Below are 16,924 nucleotides of genomic sequence, written 5' to 3' on the forward strand. Positions count from 1 at the left end.
GCTGGTGCGTTTCGCAACTGAGGGTGCAGTTCCATGATCATCACATGGCCAGCGGCGCATCTGCTCGTTCGCCTGCTTTGCGCGATTGCGGTGAGCGTCTGTGCCGCCTCGACGGCCGCGCGCGCCCAGGAATTGTTCCAGACTCCGGAGGAGGCTGCGGCGGCGCTTGTCGCCGCGGCGCGCGAGGGAAGCTCCACGCGCTTGTACTCGGTCTTCGGGATGTCCGGGCGGGACATCCTGTTCTCGGGCGATGCGGTGCGCGATGCCGACAGCCGCAAGCGCTTCATCGCGGCCTATGATGCCCGGCATTCGATCGTCGAAACGGGCCGGACCGCCACGTTGCTGGTCGGGGAGGACGCATTCCCGTTTCCGATCCCCATCGTTCGTTCACGCGGCGGCTGGAAATTCCTCGTCGAGGCTGGACGCCGCGAACTCCTGGCCCGCCGCATCGGCAAGAACGAACTGGATGCCATTCAGACAAGCCTGGCGATCCTCGACGCGCAGTTCGAGTACGCCGCAAAGGGGCATGATGGCCGAAATCCGGGAATCTACGCGCAGAGAATCGTCAGCCAACCAGAGAAGCACGACGGCCTGTATTGGCCGACCGGGCCGGGCGAGGAACAGAGCCCTCTCGGCGAACTCGCCGCCCAGGCCGCAACTGAAGGCTACAAGGCAAGCGACACGCCGCAGCCCTATCACGGCTACTACTTCAAGATTCTCAGGAGGCAGGGACCGGCTGCCGCCGGCGGCGCGGTCGACTATGTCGCAGGCGGCAATATGATCGGCGGTTTCGCCGTTCTCGCTTATCCCGCAACCTACGCAAGATCGGGAATCACGAGCTTCCTCGTCAACCACGCAGGCACTGTCTATCAAAAGGACCTTGGCCCCAATACGCGTGTCATCGCGTCGCGCATGAACAGCTTCAATCCCGATCACGGTTGGGAGAAAGTCACACCGGAGAAGACGCAATAGCGGAGCGGACGGCCCCACGGCACGTGCGAGGCTGAACGGCGGTTCCGCAGGCGCCGACGACAGCTCGGGATGGTGGGGGCGATGAAGCGCTGGTTGCCGATTGCGGAGGGGCTGCTTCCCTACAGGTGGGAATGGCTGCGCTTCGATGTCACCGCTGGGCTGGCGATCGCCGCCGTCGCCATTCCCAGCGCCGTCGCCTACCCTGCCATCGCGGGGCTTCCGGTCGAGGTCGGGTTCTACGCCAGCATTCTGTCTCTCGTCGGCTATGGTCTTCTCGGCCCGTCGCGCAAGCTGATCGTCGGGCCGGACGCCGCGACGATGACGGTTCTCGCAGCCACGCTCGCCACCCTGCCTCTCGGCGATCCGCCGGATCGCGTCGCTGCAGCGAGCGCGCTGGCGCTGATCGCCGGGGTATTTTGCATCCTGGCCAGCGTGCTCAAGCTCGGCGTCGTGGCGTCCTTTCTGTCCCGGCCGATCCTGATCGGTTTCATCAGCGGCATTTCGATATCGATCCTCATTGGGCAGATCGGGCGGCTGACCGGCGTGCGTATCGAGTCCGACGGTCTGGTGATGCCGCTGCTCGAGATCATCCGGAAGGCCTCGCAGATCCATTGGCTTACGGTCTGGTTCGGTGCAGCCATGTTCGCGCTCCTCGTCATACTGGCCCGCCTCCGCTTCCCCGTTCCGGGGCCGCTGGTCGTGGTCGTGCTGGCGGTGCTGGCGTCGGCTGCCTTCGGCTTTGATGATCGGGGCATGAAGGTCATCGGCAGCCTTCCGGGCGGCCTGCCGAAATGGGCCCTCCCGAACATCGCCCATTTGCCTATGACGGACCTTGTGCTCGGTGGCGCGGCGATCTGGCTGGTCAGCGTCAGCTCCGGTCTCGTCGGAGCGCGCAGCTTCGGGGCAAAGGACGGCTTCAAGGTCGATGCGGACCGGGAGTTGACCGGGCTGGGTGCAGCCAACATCTGTTCCGGCCTGTTCACCGGCTTCCCCATTACGGTCTCGGATTCGCGAACCGCTATCAATCTGGCGGCAGGCGGCCGGTCGCAGCTGGCGGGCCTGATCTCCGCTGCCGCTCTGGCCGTTCTGCTCATCTATCTGAACGATGTGCTGCGCGTCCTGCCCCATGCGGCGCTCGGGGCGATCCTCGCCTTCGCGGCGTTGAGTCTGATCGATCTCAAGGGGCTGCGGGAAACCTGGCGGATCAGCCGCCTGGAGTTCGGATTTGCCCTCATCAGCATGTGGGGCGCCATCAGCCTGGGCGTGCTCAGCGGCGTGGTCATCGCGATTGCCGGCACGCTCCTCTACGTCCTGCTGAAGGAAATGCGCCCGCGCGACGCCTTGCTCGGACTCGTTGCCGGCCGACCAGGCTTCTACAAGATGCACCGGACGGACAACGCGGCACCACCGCCGGGGATGGTGCTGTTCATGATCCAGGGCAGCATCCTGTTCTTCAACGCCGACTACGTCCGGTCCCGGCTCGAAAGCGTCGCGAAGGAGGCCCCGCCCGGTACATCCTGGTTCGTGCTGGATGCGAGCGCCGTCGCGCAGATCGACATGACGGCGGCCACCATGTTGCTGCAATGGCGGGCGGAGCTGGCGGCGATGGGGCTGACATTCGCCATCGCGGAGCTGCACAAGGAGCCGCGGGAGATTCTGGAGCGAGCCGGCCTCTTCGAGGGGCCGCATGCGACGACGATCTTCGAAGATCTCGAAGACGCGGTCCGGATGCTCGGCGAGACGATGTCCCGATAGTCGCCTAGCCGGGACGGCCGGCGTGACGGTATTCGCGGATCAGGATGTCGCAGCTGACGATCAGCACCCAGATCGGAAAGACCAGGAAGGTCCAGTCGACGAGGTGGCTGCCCACGAGGATGACCGTCGCAGCGGCATAGCCGGCGAACGCCGTCCATCGTCCCGTGATCCCGGTGCGGAGCACGATGGTCGAGGCCGTGATCAGGAAGACGCTCGATACCTTCATCGCGTAGATGCTGGCGAGATTGTAGGCGAAGGACCTCGCCAGGGTGAACGTCACCGAGCCGGCAAGTTCGCCCGGCCTGGCTGCGTGCGTGAGCAGGATCGCGCCGATGGCGGAGGCCGCGACGAACAGCATGCCGATGAAGAGAAACCCGCTGCCGAGAAACACCGTCGCGAACAGGCTGTTCTCGCGATCCCCCAATCGATCGCGCAGCACGCCCATGAACCAGAGGAAGGCGATGCCCGCGAAGGGGATCAGGTTCAATGCCAGCGCCACCTTCCAGGATTGGGTGCCCACCCAATCGCCGGGATCCTGCGGATGGAGGCGCAAGGTCTGGAGCACCAGCACCAGCGCAGAGAGGAGCAGTACCGAAAACAGAATACCGGCTACACCGGCCGCCTTCGGCGTCTTGAGGCCATCCGGCGCTTGGTGAGGAGGCGGCACGTTGCGATCCTCGTTTCGGAAGCCTGCGCGGATATCCCGAGCTTGACGGGCCGGTCGGCACCAGCTCCAGAGACAACTTTCAGGGATTGTCGACCCGGAGCTGGCCGAGCCGCTCGGCGCAGGTCACGAGCTCGACGACGGAGCGGACCTGCATCTTCTCCATGACCTTGTGGCGATGGGCTTTGATGGTCCGCTCGGTCGTTCCGAGCTTGAAGGCGATCTGCTTGTTCATCTTGCCGCGAACGACCAGATCGAAGACCTCCCGCTCGCGCCTGGTCAGCTGCCGAAGCCGGGTCAAGCCGACCCGCACCCTGCTTTCCTGCTCGCTGACGAGACGATGGCGGCAGATTGCGCGGCCGATGGCGTCGATGAATTCGTCGGGCTCGACGGGCGTCGTGAAGAAGTCCTCGGCTCCCGCCTTGATCGCCCGGATGCCAAGGCGGACATCCTCCTGATCGGTCACGAAGATCACGGGCAGATTCAGGCCGGCCTTGCAGAACAGGTCCACCACATCGGGGATCGACTGATCCGGCCCCCGCGTATCAATGACGACGCAGCTTGCGCTTTCGATATCCGGGCGATGATTCAAGATTTCGTCAGTGCTGAGATAAGCCCTGGTTTCATACCCGGAAGCGCGAAGCATCCGATCGATACCGGCCCGAGATGCCGCGTCGCTATCGACGATGTGCACAAGAGCTGACATGGACAATCCTCAGTCTCTCCGTAGACAGCCGGGGCTTCCGGCACGCGGCGCGCGGCACGTGGGTTCAAGGCGTCTTCAGCGCCTCCGATGTGCAGCGCCGATACCTGATCGCGGTGCCCCCTTCGGGCGCGCTGTAGCGGTAGAGGCCGCCATCCTGACCCAGGGCGAGCACGGCCCGCGCGGCATCGGTCGCGATCGTCGTGGTGCAACTGAGATGAAGGACCCGCCGCTCACCCTGCAGGTTGACGCGAGCGATCCTGCAGGTCGCGAGCGGAGTGGACAGCCGCTCGCCCCGAATGACGAACGCGGAGGCAAAGGCGTTGGCCGGGCGCTTGAAGCCCAGCGCCTTCCCCGCTGCGGCGAAGACATTGGCGCAGATCTGCCCTTCTTCGAGCCAGGCACCCTGGAGGTCCGTCGTCTGTGCCCCTGCGCCCTGTGCGCCGAGCGCTGCAAAGCCGACGACGACAGCGAGCAAATACGGTCGGAAAGCCATGGCGATCATCGACCTCCAGTAGTGAGCCTGTCCGAGACACAAACGGCACAGATCGCGACGCTCGTGTCGGGGCAACAAAGCCGCAGAAGCGTGATGGCGGCCGCCGAGGCGACGGCATTCCGCCTGCAGCTGCACCGCATGCTCCGCTTCCTCTTTGACAAGAAGAGAAAGCTGCGAACGAAATCCGGGGTAGTAGGTTACGGTTGGCTACGGTCCCCGCCGGTTCCGCCTTTTCCCGCATTCGAGAGAGCACCGAATGTTCGTTCGGTCTCGGCCAGGAACCGGTTTGGCACGGGGAAGCCGGCCTCGATGGCGCCGCGGATCAGAATGGCGCGATCTCTCGCATTGAAGTTGCGGCTGTTGAGCTCGTCATCGAACTTGTCGAAGAAACCCGGTCTCAGCCGCAGGAATTCGGCGCGGGATTGCGCCGCTTCGGCCTGTAATCCCTGGCGCGCGAATATCAGCGCCGCGACGAAGTGGTATATCGAAAACCGACGCAGGTTTGCGCGGCGGATCAGATCGGCGGCGCGCGCATTGTCGCCTTGCATATAGGCGGCCAAGGCCAGGAGCCCGACATAGTAGTCGGAGTTGCCGGGGTTCTTTGCCATCGCCTCTTCGAGCAAGGATGCACCTTGCTGCCAGTCTCCGGCCTGGGCCACCCGGCTGCCGTACTCGCCGAGCAGCTCGGTATCGTTCGGGTTGAGCGCGCGCGCCTGGGCGCCGACCCGCAGCGCCTCGCTGGCGTCTCTACTGAAATAAAGGACGGTCATCAGCGCCTGGAGCGCGCGAATATTCTCCGGATCAAGGTGAACGGCGCGCTCTGCGGCGGCTCTCGCCCGCTCCAAGGGCGGCGGCGAGCCTAGCCGCCGGTTCAACTCGAAACGATCCTCGTCGAGATAGAGGTAGGACAGCATCGCCCAGCCGGTCGAAAAATCGGGATAGCGCGCCGTGACACTCTCCAGGCATGCGCGCGTCGCGGCATGCTCGGTCTGATCGAGCACGGTGCGGTAGCGATAGAACCGATAAGTGCACTGATAGGTTTCGAGGTTCTGGACGTCTCCCGATCGCGCCGGCCGCGGGGGGGCGCTGAAAATGATCCCATAGGGCTGGGCGATCGCCGTCGCGACCTTCGAGGCTATCGTCGTTTCCACGGCGACGATGTCGGCGGCGTTCGGATCGGCGTCATAGGTTCCCGACCAGACGATGGCGGAACTCTCGCCATCCAGGACGCGGGTCGTCACCCGCAGCTTGCCGTCGGAAAGACGGATGCCGCCTTCGAGAATGTACCGGTTGCCGAATTGGCTCGTGATCTCCGAGGCCGAGGCGCTGGGCGATACGGCGGCAGACGTTTCCCGGCCGAAAACCGTCAGCTCCTTGAACCGCGAGAGCTGCGTCAGCAATTCTTCGCCGAGACCAGCGATGTAGACGTTGACTTCCGGCTGCCCAGACAAGTTCGAGAACGGCCTGACGATCAGGGAAGGGCCACGCGGTGGCGGCTGCTCCCAGCTGGCGGGCGCCGGCGCTGGCGGGGCGGCCAACCAGGGTAGCGGGACGGCAAGGCACAGCGCTGCCACAACGATGGCCCAGGCGAACCAGCGGCTTCCCCACCACGGTGCATCCGCTCCCGCCAGATCCTGCCTCTCCGGAGCAGCGGTGCGGGCGGGATCAACGATGTGGGTCGGCGGCGCCTCGCGCCGATGGAAGCGCGGCACGTAGCCGCCCTTGGGAATCTCGATCAGAATGGGGTCCGAGCTCCCGGACAGCAGATAGTAGCGCTCCAGCGCACGCCGGAGCCGCCCGGCTTCGATGCGAACAACCGGATCGTTCTGGATATCGAAATTTGCGTCGCGGCCGAAGACTTCGACTGCGACGGAATAAGCTTTGATCCGGTCCGCGTGGCCGGCGAGGGTCTGGCTGATCACATAGATCAAGAACTGTCGCACGCGCTCGGGAACGTTGAATTCAGTGCTGGCGAGAATCTTATCCAATTGAGCGTGAATTTCATCGCTCTGAAGCTTGTCTTCAGGGCGGTCTTCCAAATTACCGTTTTCGAAAAGCCGGTTATTATCCATGGAACCGGCTCCCCCAAGCCAGAAAACCACGTGAAAACTTCAGGGCTAGGCCGCGCTTTCGGTGTAAACTACGGTTATTTACTCCCAATCCAGTCGAGCGACCACATAAATATTCGCTTTCGCAGGGGGCGCGCTCCAATGGAACCGGGCGTTCTGGCTGCCGTTCGGCTGCTGCCGAAGCACAAGAAGGCGATCGAGGAGCTGGTGTTGAGGAGTCAGAACTTCCGGTCGCTATGCGTGGATCTGGCCGACGCAGAACAGGCGCTCCGGCGTTGGGAGGCCTCCGACGCTCCCGGAACGGCTGCGCGATGCGTCGAGTATCGGCATCTGATCGACGGCCTCGAATCCGAACTTCGGCAGTCGATCGGCGAATGGCAGGCCCGGTCCGAAGGGGCGATCAAGCATAAAGAACGGTGACTTCAACCCGGGGTGGAGAGTGACGATGTCAAAGCGTGCATACCTGGCTCTGGCGATCTCGTTGGCCTTGGGCGCGGCCGCCTGCGCACCCACGGTCACCAGCACGACCATCATGGTGGCCGGCGTCGGACCGGTCGAGATCGAACGGATCAATGTCGAAGTCGCGGGAGTCGACCCCAATGCGCGCATCGTGACCGTGCGCCAAGGGCGCTTCGTCTGGGATGTCGCCGTTCCCGACGTGTTTGGCGATCTGCAGGGGCTTCGCGTCGGCGACAGGCTGGAGATCCAGCGGGCCGAAGGCGTGATCCTCGGCGCCAGGCGCGCAAGGAAGGGAGTCCGGCCGGGCATCGTCTATACCGATACGGTCGGTGCGCCATCCTTCAACAATCTGCCCGACAAGTTCGTGACACGATCGCTGACGCTGACAGCCCGTTTCGAGAGGTTCGACCCGGCTACGGGCGTCGTGGACTTCGTCGGACCGGCAGGGCCGCGCAGCCTCACCGTGGCCGATCCCGTGATCAAGGACGATCTCCGGCGCATGCGTCGCGGCGACATGATCGACCTGACCTTCGCCGAGGCCGTCTACATCCAGAAGTACTGAATTCGCCGGCTCAAACCCGCGTCGAGGACGCTGGTTGCGATCGATGAAGGAGATGCGAACGATGTCGCCCGCAAATCAAAATCCGAACGCAGCGACGCTCGGCGACGAGAGTTTCATGTCGGCCGACGATCTCCGGTCTTATATGACCGATCTCGAAATGGCGCGGGCGTCCAAGCTGGCCGGCGCCATGAACAAGGCCGAGGACGCGCAACGCAAGCTTGCCGCGACGTTGAGCGAGGAAATTGCCGTCACGCCGGAGAAGATCGAGGAAATCAAGCAAAGCCTCGCAACCAAGACCCGCGCCGCGGCCAGCCGGGGCGAGACCGAGGTCCTCGTCATGCGCTTCCCGAGCCAGCTTTGCACGGACCGGGGGCGCGCCATCAACAATGCGGAAGCCGACTGGCCGAGCTCGCTGACCGGCCGCCCTCGGCAGGCCTATGAATTCTGGAAGGAGCATCTCCAGCCCGCGAAGTACAAGCTTCGCGCCATGATCATCGACTGGCCGGGCGGGCTGCCTGGCGATGTCGCGTTCTTCCTGAGCTGGTCCTAACGGAGAGGGCGCCGGCGATGAAAGCTAAGAGTAGCGAGCCCCTGAAACGAAAACCCTATGAGCAGAAGCTGCGCGATCTTCACGCGGAGCTGGTCAATCTCCAGGAGTGGGCGAAGCATGCGGGCGCAAAGGTCTGCATCGTCTTCGAAGGGCGGGACGGCGCTGGCAAGGGCGGCGCCATCAAGGCGATTACGGAGCGCGTCAGCCCCCGCGTTTTCCGGGTGATTGCGCTGCCGCCGCCGACGGAGCGCGAGAAGTCGCAAATGTATGTGCAGCGCTATCTGCCGCATTTGCCGGCGGCGGGCGAAATCGTGATCTTCGATCGCAGCTGGTACAACCGGGCCGGCGTCGAGCGGGTGATGGGCTTCTGCACGGAGGAGCAGGCGAAGAGCTTTCTTCAGGACGTGGCGGGCGTCGAAAAGGCGATCGTCGATTCCGGCACCATCCTTCTGAAATACTGGCTGGAAGTCAGCCAGGAGGAACAGACGCGCCGGATGGAGGAGCGCATCCACGATCCGCGGAAGATCTGGAAGCTGTCGCCCATGGACCTGAGATCATATTCGCGCTGGTACGATTATTCGCGCGCCCGCGACGAGATGTTTCGCGCCAGCGATACGACCTGGGCGCCATGGTATGCGGTCCACTCCGACGACAAGCGCCAGGCGCGGCTCAACATCATCTCCCACATCCTCCGCTCGGTTCCTTACAAGGCGCCGTCCCGGGAGAAGATCAAGCTGCCGAAACGGCAGAAGGCCGATGGCTACGAGGAAGCCGAGTTCGCACGGAACTGGATCGGCTGATTGAGACTGGAGCGCGTTTATGGCAGCCGAACTTCATCCCCTGGCGCCGCGCCATCTGCCGGCCTTCATCACTACGCCGGGAGAGACGGACGTTCTCATGGTCGTTGCGGCCGTGATCCTGCTTCTGGCGGTGCTGGGCGTCGGCCTGATCTTCCTTCGGCTGCACACCTTGCCGGAGCGCATGGCGCATAAATCCCAGAAGCTCCAGTTCGAGATCGTTGCGGTGCTCGGCTTGCTCGCGCTCTTCACCCATGTGCATCTGTTCTGGGTCGCCGGGCTGTTGCTCGCCTTGATCGACATTCCCGATTTCACCGGGCTGTTCGGCAGAATGGCGCATGCGCTCGAACGCATCGCGGGGATTGCGCCGAGGCGGGCGTCCGTCGCCGAGGACACCGCGGCAGGGGAGCCCACGGCGGGATCCGGCGCGGGTGATCACACCGCGCTCCAAAAGCGGGAGAGCAGCCATGCTTGAGCTTCTGTTCTGCTCCCTGCTGACGCTCCTGCCGGATTACCTCTATCGGCGATACGGGCAGGGAAAGCGGTTCGGCAAGGAAATCACCTTCTATTCGGTGTGGTTCGAGTTGCGATGGGGCATCATCTCTTGCCTCATGCTGACGATCGGTCTGATCACGGTGATCTTCTACAATCACCCGTCGACGACGAATGCGGCCGTGCTGTTCCGTACCGTCCCGCTCATTTCGGAGACCACCGGGCGCGTCGCGCAGGTCTATCTCGGCGTCAGCGGCCCGGTCACAAAGGGCAGCCCGATCTTTCGCCTCGACAGCTCCAAGGAGGAGGCGGCGGTTGAGACGGCCCGGCGCAAGATCGCGGAAATCGAGGCTTCCATCGTTGTCGCAAAGGCCGATCTTCTCACGGATGAGAACCGAATTCTCGAAGCCGGGAGCGCCCACAAGCAAGCCCTCGACGAGCTCGAGACGAAGCAGGAGCTGCAGCGCCGCAACGACGATATCGTCGCCCGCCGCGAGATCGAGAGGCTCGAAAATCTGGTGGCAGGGCGCGAAGCGGCCCTGGCGGTGGCCGTCTCTGCAAAATCCTCAGCCGAAACCCGCATTTCGACTTTGCTGCCGGCAGAGAAGGCAAGCGCGCAGGCTGCGCTCGCGCAGGCGCAGACCGATCTCGACAAGACCGTCGTGCGCGCCGGCGTCACCGGCCGGGTCGAGCAGTTCACGCTGCGCGTCGGCGACATCGTCACGCCCATCATGCGGCCGGCCGGCGTCCTGATCCCCGAGGAAGCCGGTCGGAATATTCTGCAGGCGGGTTTCTCGCAGGTCGAGGGACAGGTGATGCAGGTCGGCATGGTCGCCGAGGTGACTTGCCTGTCCAAGCCCTGGGTCATCATTCCGATGGTGGTGACCGGCGTTCAGGATTTCATCGCCACGGGCCAGGTGCGGGCCGCCGATCAATTGCTCGACCCCCAGCAGGTGTCGAAGCCCGGCACGCTGCTGACCTTCCTCGAACCTCTCTATGCCGATGGGCTCGATGGCGTGACGCCGGGCAGCAGCTGCATCGCCAACGCCTATTCGAGCAACCACGAGCTGATCGAGTCAGGCAAGCTCTCGACCGGACGAAAGATCGTCCTCCACGCCGTCGACGCGGTGGGCCTTGTTCATGCGCTGCTGCTGCGCATTCAGGCACTGGTGCTGCCGATCCAGACGCTGGTCTTCAGCGGGCATTGACCGCGAGCCACGGCCGTCAGGCAGACTCCGCCGGAGCTTCAAGGGGGAGGCGGGGCCTCGCGGCGGTTCGGCTCGCATCGGGTTGGGGCGCCGACCGGCGCCCATTGCAGTCGAGAATGAACCGGCACGGAACTTGCCGCGACAAACGGACATTCGTCCGGGTGTTTCGACATGGATCAGAACGAGTTCCGTTGCGAAACATGTGGCTCTCCGCATGTTTCGATCCCGCGCGTTCTCAAATCAGAGAGCGAAATCGTCTGCGGCCGATGCGGCGCCTTCATCGCGACGTGGTCAAACTATTGCGGCGCAATCGCCCTAGCGCTTGCGAATGACAATCGCCTCCGGCCGCCTCCGGCCGATCCGCTCCCGCCGGCTGAGTGATCTGCGGCTCGGCGGCAATCACTTCTCGGTCCAGAAACAACCGAGGGATGTTGGCAGCACGAGACCGTCTCGGGGGGCTCGCACCAGGAGAACAAATCGTGCGCCGTTTTTCTTTGCGAGTGTGGCGCGCGTGGGGCCGGCGGCTCAATCGGCTGCTATGGGTCGGAAGCGGACAGGCTCGGTAAACGAACAAGAGGCTCTAAATCACGGAAGTTAGCTTACTCGCTGAATCCGCTTGCGGTCGGATAAGTCCACACCCGATTGAGCGATCTGTCGATCTTTAGATATTTTCTGCGGCCTATAGCGGCCAAGATCGGTCCATCCTTCAGCAGTATATTTTCACAGATAACTACCGCCCCTGGCTCGTGCTCCCACTCCTCAGTCAGCGTATCATAATTCTGATCCTTGGAGATAATGTAGGTGTTATCATCTAGATAAATTGCATCAACGGGCCTCCATACGTCGACAGCTTCATCAATTACCCTGACATGGATTTTGAATTTATTCCCCTTAAGCAACATTCAAACTCCGTCTTGGCGCGGCAGGACTGGTCTCGGTAGCGCGATATATTCAAGCTCCGCTTCGATCAGCGACGGGTCGTGAGCGGGCACGACGTCATTCAAAATGCAGACGAGAACTGCATCCTATCGATCCTGCGGTTCCAGCTCTCAAGGTTGGGTCCTGTGTCGAAGTACATCTCAATCCGATGGAACTCGAGATCGTCGTAGTGAAGCATGATCGTAGCTTCGCAGTCGTCGATAATCGCGCCAGTGCTGAGCGATCGGATAGGATTTTGGAGTGGATGAGCAAGAACTGCGCGCTCCAAATCGATAAACGTGCCTACATTGCTATAATAAATCGCCCGAATAACCATGGCTAACCCATCCGGTTTCAGGTATTTTGATGCTGCGGTGAGGCACTCATCTACGAATGACGTGAGATCATTCTTGATTTCGATCACGCGATGTTTCCCTCGCTAGACGCGGACCAATGGTCTCTTTCTCGGTCCCACCCGATTGGCTGGATCATGTCAGCAACGGGTCGAAAGCGTGCAGATCGGCAGAAGACGCGCCTACTAGCTCAAAACCCTTCAGTATCCTTGAGGGATATCTTCACATAGTCATCGTCTTCCGGGAGAAGCTCTCTGTCATCCCACTTCTCAAGCTCCACCGAAGTCGAGCTATATACCAAGACCCAAAAGGGGTGGTAGCGGTCATTGATAGTTAAATTGGCTTGAAAGCGCCTGTATCTCAGCTTTTCAACATCGAAGGGCCGAGCAAGCTCGACATTCAGGTAAAACTGGAGATCATACCCCCTCCGATCGCGGAACGTTATGTCGGTAGGCTCAATATTGATTTGGTTCCCGGATACGTCCTGCAACGCCAATCTAATCGCGTCCACCTCGCAGCGCCTTATCATCCGCTTGCCTCCAAACCAGACGCTCGGGTAGTTACGCGATGCCCTCCACATTGCATTATCCCGCATGACGCCATCGCGCCAAGTCCGCTATGGGTCGAAAGCGGTCGGAAAGTCTCCGGCCCCCATGCGCGTCGGCCAAATGCGGCCAAGCGTTGACTAGGCCCTAAACAGCGCTGACTGGGAATCTGCCCGTCAGCGCCTCGCTCCAACTACACTACTCTGATTCCGGGCAGTCGCGGCGCCTAGCGGCAAAGGACGGCCTTCGTTTTCTCAGACATGGTGCAGAGGGACACTTGGCGTTCTTCGCGAGGGAGCGGCCGATAGGTGCGCATGCTGTCGCGAGTGACCAGGATCGCGGAGCCCTGCTGAGGCGGGACATAGGTTGCGCACCCGGCGAGGAACGCGCAGCACACGGTAACGGCAAGCATCTTCATGCTGTTTCTCCTGGCGTGGGCCTACAGATTGAACTCTGCCACCAAACGCTTGACAACGGCGATGATTTCCCAGGACGCCCGGTCTCCGAAGGGGTGCGGTCTTTTTCGGCCAGCTAATGTCGCTAACAGGTCGCAAGTCGTCACCAACGCTCTCAAGTGCTCGCGAGAGCGGTCTGAAAGCGCGGGCTTGCGAAACGATAAGTGATCTCAATCACTTATGAAGTTGTGGTAGCGGGAGAGGGACTTGAACCCCCGACACGCGGATTATGATTCCGCTGCTCTAACCAGCTGAGCTACCCCGCCACGGACATCGTAGCCGGCTGGGCCGGCCCGTCGTCGAGGCGCGATATAGGCGTCGCGATATGGCCGCGTCAAGCCTTCGATCGCGACTTATCAGCAGAGACGAGCTTGCGCAGGCGAACAACCTTGAAATAGCCGCGCCCGACATGGACGGTTTCGTAGCGGCCCGTCGCCTTCGCCCAGTCCGTCAGGCGGCTTACCTTGAAGTCGGAGCTCCAGCCGATCGCCTTCGAGAGCGGCGCGACGGCGCTCCAGAACGGCGCGAGGAGGCCGCCATCATCGACGAGGCGGCTCGAGATGACGATCTCGCCGCCCGGCTTCAGGACGCGGTCCATCTCGGTCAGCGCCTGCTCGGGATCCGGTACGAGCGTGATGACGAATTGCGCGGTCACGGCATCGAAGCGCTCGTCGTCGAAACCGAGGCGGCAGGCATCCATCACCATCAGCCCGCGGACATGCCGCAGATTCTGGCTGGCGACCTTGCGATGGGCCACTTTGAGCATGTCGAGCGAGAGATCCGCGCCGAGGACGCGCGTTTCAGGGGTGAAATAGGACAGGGTGAGGCCGGTGCCGACACCTATTTCCAGGATATCCCGTCCGCATGCGCAGGCCGCCTCGACCGCCTCGCGCTGCGGGCGCGCCAGCATGCGCTGATAGATCCGGTCGTAGAACTTGGCCCAGGTCGCGTAGACGCGCTTCTGGCCGTCGAGGTCGTAGGTCACCGGCATGGCAGGAATCCGAGCAGAGAAGCTGAGCCCGTCAGGACAGGGCGAGCGCCGCGGGCGCGGCGGTGGCCGACATGGCGAGCGGCCGGCGCAGGATGGTGCCGCCGCCGAGAACGCGCGAGCCAGGGCCGGCATCGGCGTAGATCACGCAGGCCTGGCCGGGCGAGACGCCTTCCTCGTCGCCGGCAAGCTCGATGCGCAGGCCTTCCGCGTCGCGGAAGAGGCGAGCATCGCGCGGTGCGCGGGTCGAGCGGACGCGCACGGCGACCTCGAGTCCCTCGGGCGGCAGGGCGTCGAGCGCGGTTTCGCCGAGCCAGTTGAGATCGCGCAGGCGAACTTCGCGCACGCTCAGCGCCTCGCGCGGGCCGACGATGACGCGCGCGGTGTCGGCATCGAGACGCAGCACATAGAGCGGCTCGGTCGCGCTGAGCCGCAGGCCCTTGCGCTGGCCCACGGTATAGTGGAGCACGCCCTCGTGATGGCCGAGCACGCGCCCGTCGAGATGGACGATGTCGCCGGGCCGGGCGGCGCCGGGCTTCAGCCGCTCGATGACATCGGCATAGCGGCCGTTCGGGACGAAGCAGATGTCCTGGCTGTCGGGCTTGTCGGCGATGGCGAGGCCGAGTTCGGCCGCGAGCGCGCGGGTCTGGGTCTTGTCGATATGGCCTAGCGGGAAGCGCAGCAGGTCGAGCTGCTCCTGCGTCGTGGCATAGAGGAAATAGCTCTGGTCCCGGCTGGCGTCGGCGGCGCGGAACAGGCCGCGATGGCCGTTGCCGAGGTCGCGGCTGACGACATAGTGCCCTGTTGCCAGCGCATCGGCGCCGAGCTCCTTGGCAAGATCGAGCAGGTCGCGGAACTTGACGGTGCGGTTGCACTCGACGCAGGGGATCGGAGTCTCGCCGGCAAGATAGCTCTCGGCGAAGCGCTCGATGACGGCGTCGCGGAAACGGCTCTCATAGTCGAGGACATAATGCGGGATGCCGATCGCCTCGGCGACGCGGCGGGCGTCATGGATGTCCTGCCCGGCGCAGCAGGCTCCGGCGCGGTGGACGGCGGCGCCGTGATCGTAGAGCTGCAGCGTGACGCCGATGACGTCATAGCCCTCGCGCTTGAGCAGGGCTGCCACCACCGAGGAATCGACGCCGCCCGACATCGCCGCAACGACGCGCGTGGCCGCTGGCGGCTTGGCGATGTCGAGTGAGTTGCGGGGCGTGGTCATCGTCTGTGGAGGCGTCCGTGGCTCGGAAGTTCGGCATTTGCGCGTCTGCCGGCTCTATACCGGCTTTGGCCGGCTGCTGCCAGCGGGATCGGCAAATCCTGCCGGCCTTCGGCTTTCATGCGGGCGGTTCTTGCCGCCGCCGTCCCGATAAGACATTCTAACGCATTGATTTATCACGTCTCTGTTCTGGCGTGCAACTTGCTGGCGACGGGCGGGTGCGTTGTTGCCCGCGCCGCGGAACCGTTCATGTCGATCCAGCCCGTCTTCACCAATCAGCGAGCGTCGGACGCTCCAGCTTCGCGCCGCCGCGCTGAGGGCGGGGAGAGCGATGCCTTTTCCTTGCCCGAGGTGCAGGAGGGGAGCGACGCAGCGGCGGGGAAGGGCATCGCCAGCAAGACGACCGACCAGGCCGGCGCGGTCGAGGAGGCTGTTGCCGCGGCTGCTGGCGCCCAAGCCGAGAAGATTTCGGCGCCAGCGGACGGAAAGGGCGAGCTTGTCGTGAAGTCGGGCGAAGTCGTCGCCAAGCCGTCCAAGCCCCAACAGGCGGGAGCGCAGCCCGAAGCTCCAGCTGCGGCCACAGGGATCGATTTCCTGATCGCGATCGCGGCGGCTCAGGCCGAAGCCGCCGCGGTTCAGGACGGCGAGGGAAAGCCGAAGGCGGACGGCCAGGCGAAATCCGCCGAAAGCGAGCAGAAGCCGGCCAAGGCCAAGACGGATGACGGCGAAGCCGACGCGGCGAGCCAGGCATCGGGCGCGGAGGAGGCCAAGGCGATCGCCCAGCCGCCTCATCCCGTCGCGTTGATGGTGCTGCCAGTGCCGGTCTCGGCCTCCGCTGCCGGTGGAGACGTCTCTACGCCTGCCAATGGATCCGCTGTCGCCGTGGGCGATGGAGCGAAGCCTCAGGCGACGCCGCTGCCACTTCCCGGAGTTGCCAAGGTCGACGCGAAGGCGGCGAAAGACGCCGAAACCGTTGCGCCCGAGGATGCGGCGTCTGTGGACGGCAAGGCAATTCCCAAGACAGATCAGGTGACCGAGACCAAGGGTACGGCCGAGAAGGCCATTGCCGGCGCCCCTACGAAGGCAGAGGCGGCACCGGCGGCAGCCGATCCGCAGCTGCTCGACGGCTTGCAGCAGGCCTTGGGCCCGCTCGATCTCTCCACGATGCTGCAGCAGGCGCCCGGAAAGCCGGGCCATGACCGCCTTCTCCAGCCGCTCGATCCGAATCTGGCTGCGAACGGTGCCGCGCCGGCTCAAGGTCAAGGTCAGGGCGTCGCGGGCGGCCAGCCGACGCCGGTCCATATGGTGCCGATCGAGATCGGCATGCGCGCGATGTCGGGTTCGAAGCAGTTCGACATCCGTCTAGATCCGGATGAACTCGGGCGCGTCGACGTCAACCTGTCGATCTCCGACAAGGGCGAGGTCAGCGCGAGGCTCGTCGTCGACCGGGTCGAAACCCTGCACCTGCTGCAGCGTGACGCCCGCACGCTGGAACGCGCCTTCGAGCAAGCGGGTCTGAAGCCCTCCGACGGAGGCGTCGACATCAGTCTGCGCGATCCGTCAGATCAATCGGCCTTCCGCCAAAACCGGCAGCACGACGAGGCGCCGCAGCGCCCACGCCCGCCGCAGGGCAATGAGCGGGCTGACGAAGCCTCCCTTTCCAACGATCCCGCCCCGCAGCGCCGCCTCGTGCGGCTCGGCGGCGTCGATCTCAGCATTTGA

17 protein-coding genes and 1 tRNA gene are annotated in these 16,924 nt (G+C 63.7%); 9 read left to right on the forward strand and 9 right to left on the reverse strand.

Annotated features, from left to right (window positions below):
- The first annotated feature begins 33 nt into the window (after positions 1-33).
- A complete protein-coding gene (locus tag AB4Z16_RS13635) occupies positions 34-972 on the forward strand; it encodes a DUF2950 domain-containing protein (protein ID WP_441511895.1) in 939 nt (312 codons plus the stop codon).
- Between the two features lie 81 nt (positions 973-1,053).
- Positions 1,054-2,727, forward strand: coding sequence for a SulP family inorganic anion transporter (locus AB4Z16_RS13640; RefSeq protein ID WP_441511896.1), 1,674 nt, complete (start codon positions 1,054-1,056; stop codon positions 2,725-2,727).
- A 4-nt stretch (positions 2,728-2,731) separates the two neighbouring features.
- Here AB4Z16_RS13640 and AB4Z16_RS13645 read toward each other — a convergent pair whose 3' ends face one another.
- From AB4Z16_RS13645 to AB4Z16_RS13660, 4 genes are all read right to left on the reverse strand, one after another.
- The gene (locus tag AB4Z16_RS13645; RefSeq protein WP_441511897.1) at positions 2,732-3,394 is read right to left on the reverse strand and encodes a hypothetical protein; all 663 of its coding nucleotides are present in this window, start codon (positions 3,392-3,394) and stop codon (positions 2,732-2,734) included.
- Positions 3,395-3,473: 79 nt separating this feature from the next.
- Positions 3,474-4,097, reverse strand: a complete 624-nt coding sequence (locus AB4Z16_RS13650; protein WP_441511898.1) for a response regulator transcription factor — start codon at positions 4,095-4,097, stop codon at positions 3,474-3,476.
- A 64-nt stretch (positions 4,098-4,161) separates the two neighbouring features.
- Positions 4,162-4,590, reverse strand: a complete 429-nt coding sequence (locus AB4Z16_RS13655; protein ID WP_441511899.1) for a hypothetical protein — start codon at positions 4,588-4,590, stop codon at positions 4,162-4,164.
- A gap of 197 nt (positions 4,591-4,787) precedes the next feature.
- The gene (locus tag AB4Z16_RS13660; RefSeq protein WP_441511900.1) at positions 4,788-6,512 is read right to left on the reverse strand and encodes an adenylate cyclase; all 1,725 of its coding nucleotides are present in this window, start codon (positions 6,510-6,512) and stop codon (positions 4,788-4,790) included.
- Here AB4Z16_RS13660 and AB4Z16_RS13665 point away from each other — a divergent pair.
- From AB4Z16_RS13665 to AB4Z16_RS13690, 6 genes are all read left to right on the forward strand, one after another.
- Positions 6,486-7,079 (forward strand): hypothetical protein, encoded by a 594-nt coding sequence (locus AB4Z16_RS13665; RefSeq protein WP_441511901.1) that lies wholly within the window; start codon positions 6,486-6,488, stop codon positions 7,077-7,079. The genes AB4Z16_RS13660 and AB4Z16_RS13665 overlap by 27 nt on opposite strands.
- 25 nt (positions 7,080-7,104) lie before the next feature.
- Entirely contained in the window at positions 7,105-7,680 is a 576-nt protein-coding gene (locus tag AB4Z16_RS13670) for a hypothetical protein (protein ID WP_441511902.1), read from the forward strand.
- A 61-nt stretch (positions 7,681-7,741) separates the two neighbouring features.
- Positions 7,742-8,230, forward strand: coding sequence for a hypothetical protein (locus AB4Z16_RS13675; protein ID WP_441511903.1), 489 nt, complete (start codon positions 7,742-7,744; stop codon positions 8,228-8,230).
- Positions 8,231-8,247: 17 nt separating this feature from the next.
- Positions 8,248-9,030 carry a polyphosphate kinase 2 gene (gene ppk2 / locus AB4Z16_RS13680; RefSeq protein ID WP_441511904.1) on the forward strand — a complete coding sequence of 261 codons (783 nt, stop codon included), beginning with the start codon at positions 8,248-8,250 and terminating at the stop codon, positions 9,028-9,030.
- A gap of 19 nt (positions 9,031-9,049) precedes the next feature.
- Positions 9,050-9,502, forward strand: coding sequence for a hypothetical protein (locus AB4Z16_RS13685; RefSeq protein WP_441511905.1), 453 nt, complete (start codon positions 9,050-9,052; stop codon positions 9,500-9,502).
- Positions 9,495-10,727 carry an HlyD family secretion protein gene (locus tag AB4Z16_RS13690; protein ID WP_441511906.1) on the forward strand — a complete coding sequence of 411 codons (1,233 nt, stop codon included), beginning with the start codon at positions 9,495-9,497 and terminating at the stop codon, positions 10,725-10,727. Before AB4Z16_RS13685 ends, AB4Z16_RS13690 begins: the two co-directional genes overlap by 8 nt.
- 1,000 nt (positions 10,728-11,727) lie before the next feature.
- Here the strand turns inward: AB4Z16_RS13690 and AB4Z16_RS13695 are convergent.
- The 5 genes from AB4Z16_RS13695 to mnmA form a co-directional block, all read right to left on the reverse strand.
- On the reverse strand, positions 11,728-12,069 hold the full coding sequence (locus AB4Z16_RS13695) for a hypothetical protein (protein ID WP_441511907.1): 342 nt from the start codon (positions 12,067-12,069) through the stop codon (positions 11,728-11,730).
- Between the two features lie 119 nt (positions 12,070-12,188).
- Positions 12,189-12,593: a hypothetical protein gene (locus AB4Z16_RS13700; RefSeq protein WP_441511908.1), complete on the reverse strand. Its 405-nt coding sequence runs from the start codon at positions 12,591-12,593 to the stop codon at positions 12,189-12,191.
- Positions 12,594-13,187: 594 nt separating this feature from the next.
- A tRNA-Met gene (locus tag AB4Z16_RS13705) sits at positions 13,188-13,264 on the reverse strand.
- A 68-nt stretch (positions 13,265-13,332) separates the two neighbouring features.
- A complete protein-coding gene (locus tag AB4Z16_RS13710) occupies positions 13,333-13,989 on the reverse strand; it encodes a class I SAM-dependent methyltransferase (protein ID WP_441511909.1) in 657 nt (218 codons plus the stop codon).
- Between the two features lie 31 nt (positions 13,990-14,020).
- Positions 14,021-15,205 carry a tRNA 2-thiouridine(34) synthase MnmA gene (gene mnmA / locus AB4Z16_RS13715; protein ID WP_441511910.1) on the reverse strand — a complete coding sequence of 395 codons (1,185 nt, stop codon included), beginning with the start codon at positions 15,203-15,205 and terminating at the stop codon, positions 14,021-14,023.
- Between the two features lie 246 nt (positions 15,206-15,451).
- Between mnmA and AB4Z16_RS13720 the strand changes: the two genes are divergently transcribed.
- A complete protein-coding gene (locus AB4Z16_RS13720) occupies positions 15,452-16,924 on the forward strand; it encodes a flagellar hook-length control protein FliK (RefSeq protein ID WP_441511911.1) in 1,473 nt (490 codons plus the stop codon).

The organism is Allobosea sp. TAF32 (assembly GCF_052113585.1).
Classification (GTDB): Bacteria; Pseudomonadota; Alphaproteobacteria; order Rhizobiales; family Beijerinckiaceae; genus Allobosea.

Bases quoted from the DNA above. Each gene is read 5' to 3' on its own strand.
- AB4Z16_RS13635 (WP_441511895.1), top strand. From the start codon at position 34: ATGATCATCACATGGCCAGCGGCGCATCTGCTCGTTCGCCTGCTTTGC.
- AB4Z16_RS13640 (WP_441511896.1), top strand. From the start codon at position 1,054: ATGAAGCGCTGGTTGCCGATTGCGGAGGGGCTGCTTCCCTACAGGTGG.
- AB4Z16_RS13650 (WP_441511898.1), bottom strand. From the start codon at position 4,097: ATGTCAGCTCTTGTGCACATCGTCGATAGCGACGCGGCATCTCGGGCC.
- AB4Z16_RS13655 (WP_441511899.1), bottom strand. From the start codon at position 4,590: ATGGCTTTCCGACCGTATTTGCTCGCTGTCGTCGTCGGCTTTGCAGCG.
- AB4Z16_RS13670 (WP_441511902.1), top strand. From the start codon at position 7,105: ATGTCAAAGCGTGCATACCTGGCTCTGGCGATCTCGTTGGCCTTGGGC.
- AB4Z16_RS13675 (WP_441511903.1), top strand. From the start codon at position 7,742: ATGTCGCCCGCAAATCAAAATCCGAACGCAGCGACGCTCGGCGACGAG.
- ppk2 (WP_441511904.1), top strand. From the start codon at position 8,248: ATGAAAGCTAAGAGTAGCGAGCCCCTGAAACGAAAACCCTATGAGCAG.
- AB4Z16_RS13685 (WP_441511905.1), top strand. From the start codon at position 9,050: ATGGCAGCCGAACTTCATCCCCTGGCGCCGCGCCATCTGCCGGCCTTC.
- AB4Z16_RS13690 (WP_441511906.1), top strand. From the start codon at position 9,495: ATGCTTGAGCTTCTGTTCTGCTCCCTGCTGACGCTCCTGCCGGATTAC.
- AB4Z16_RS13700 (WP_441511908.1), bottom strand. From the start codon at position 12,593: ATGCGGGATAATGCAATGTGGAGGGCATCGCGTAACTACCCGAGCGTC.
- AB4Z16_RS13710 (WP_441511909.1), bottom strand. From the start codon at position 13,989: ATGCCGGTGACCTACGACCTCGACGGCCAGAAGCGCGTCTACGCGACC.
- mnmA (WP_441511910.1), bottom strand. From the start codon at position 15,205: ATGACCACGCCCCGCAACTCACTCGACATCGCCAAGCCGCCAGCGGCC.
- AB4Z16_RS13720 (WP_441511911.1), top strand. From the start codon at position 15,452: ATGTCGATCCAGCCCGTCTTCACCAATCAGCGAGCGTCGGACGCTCCA.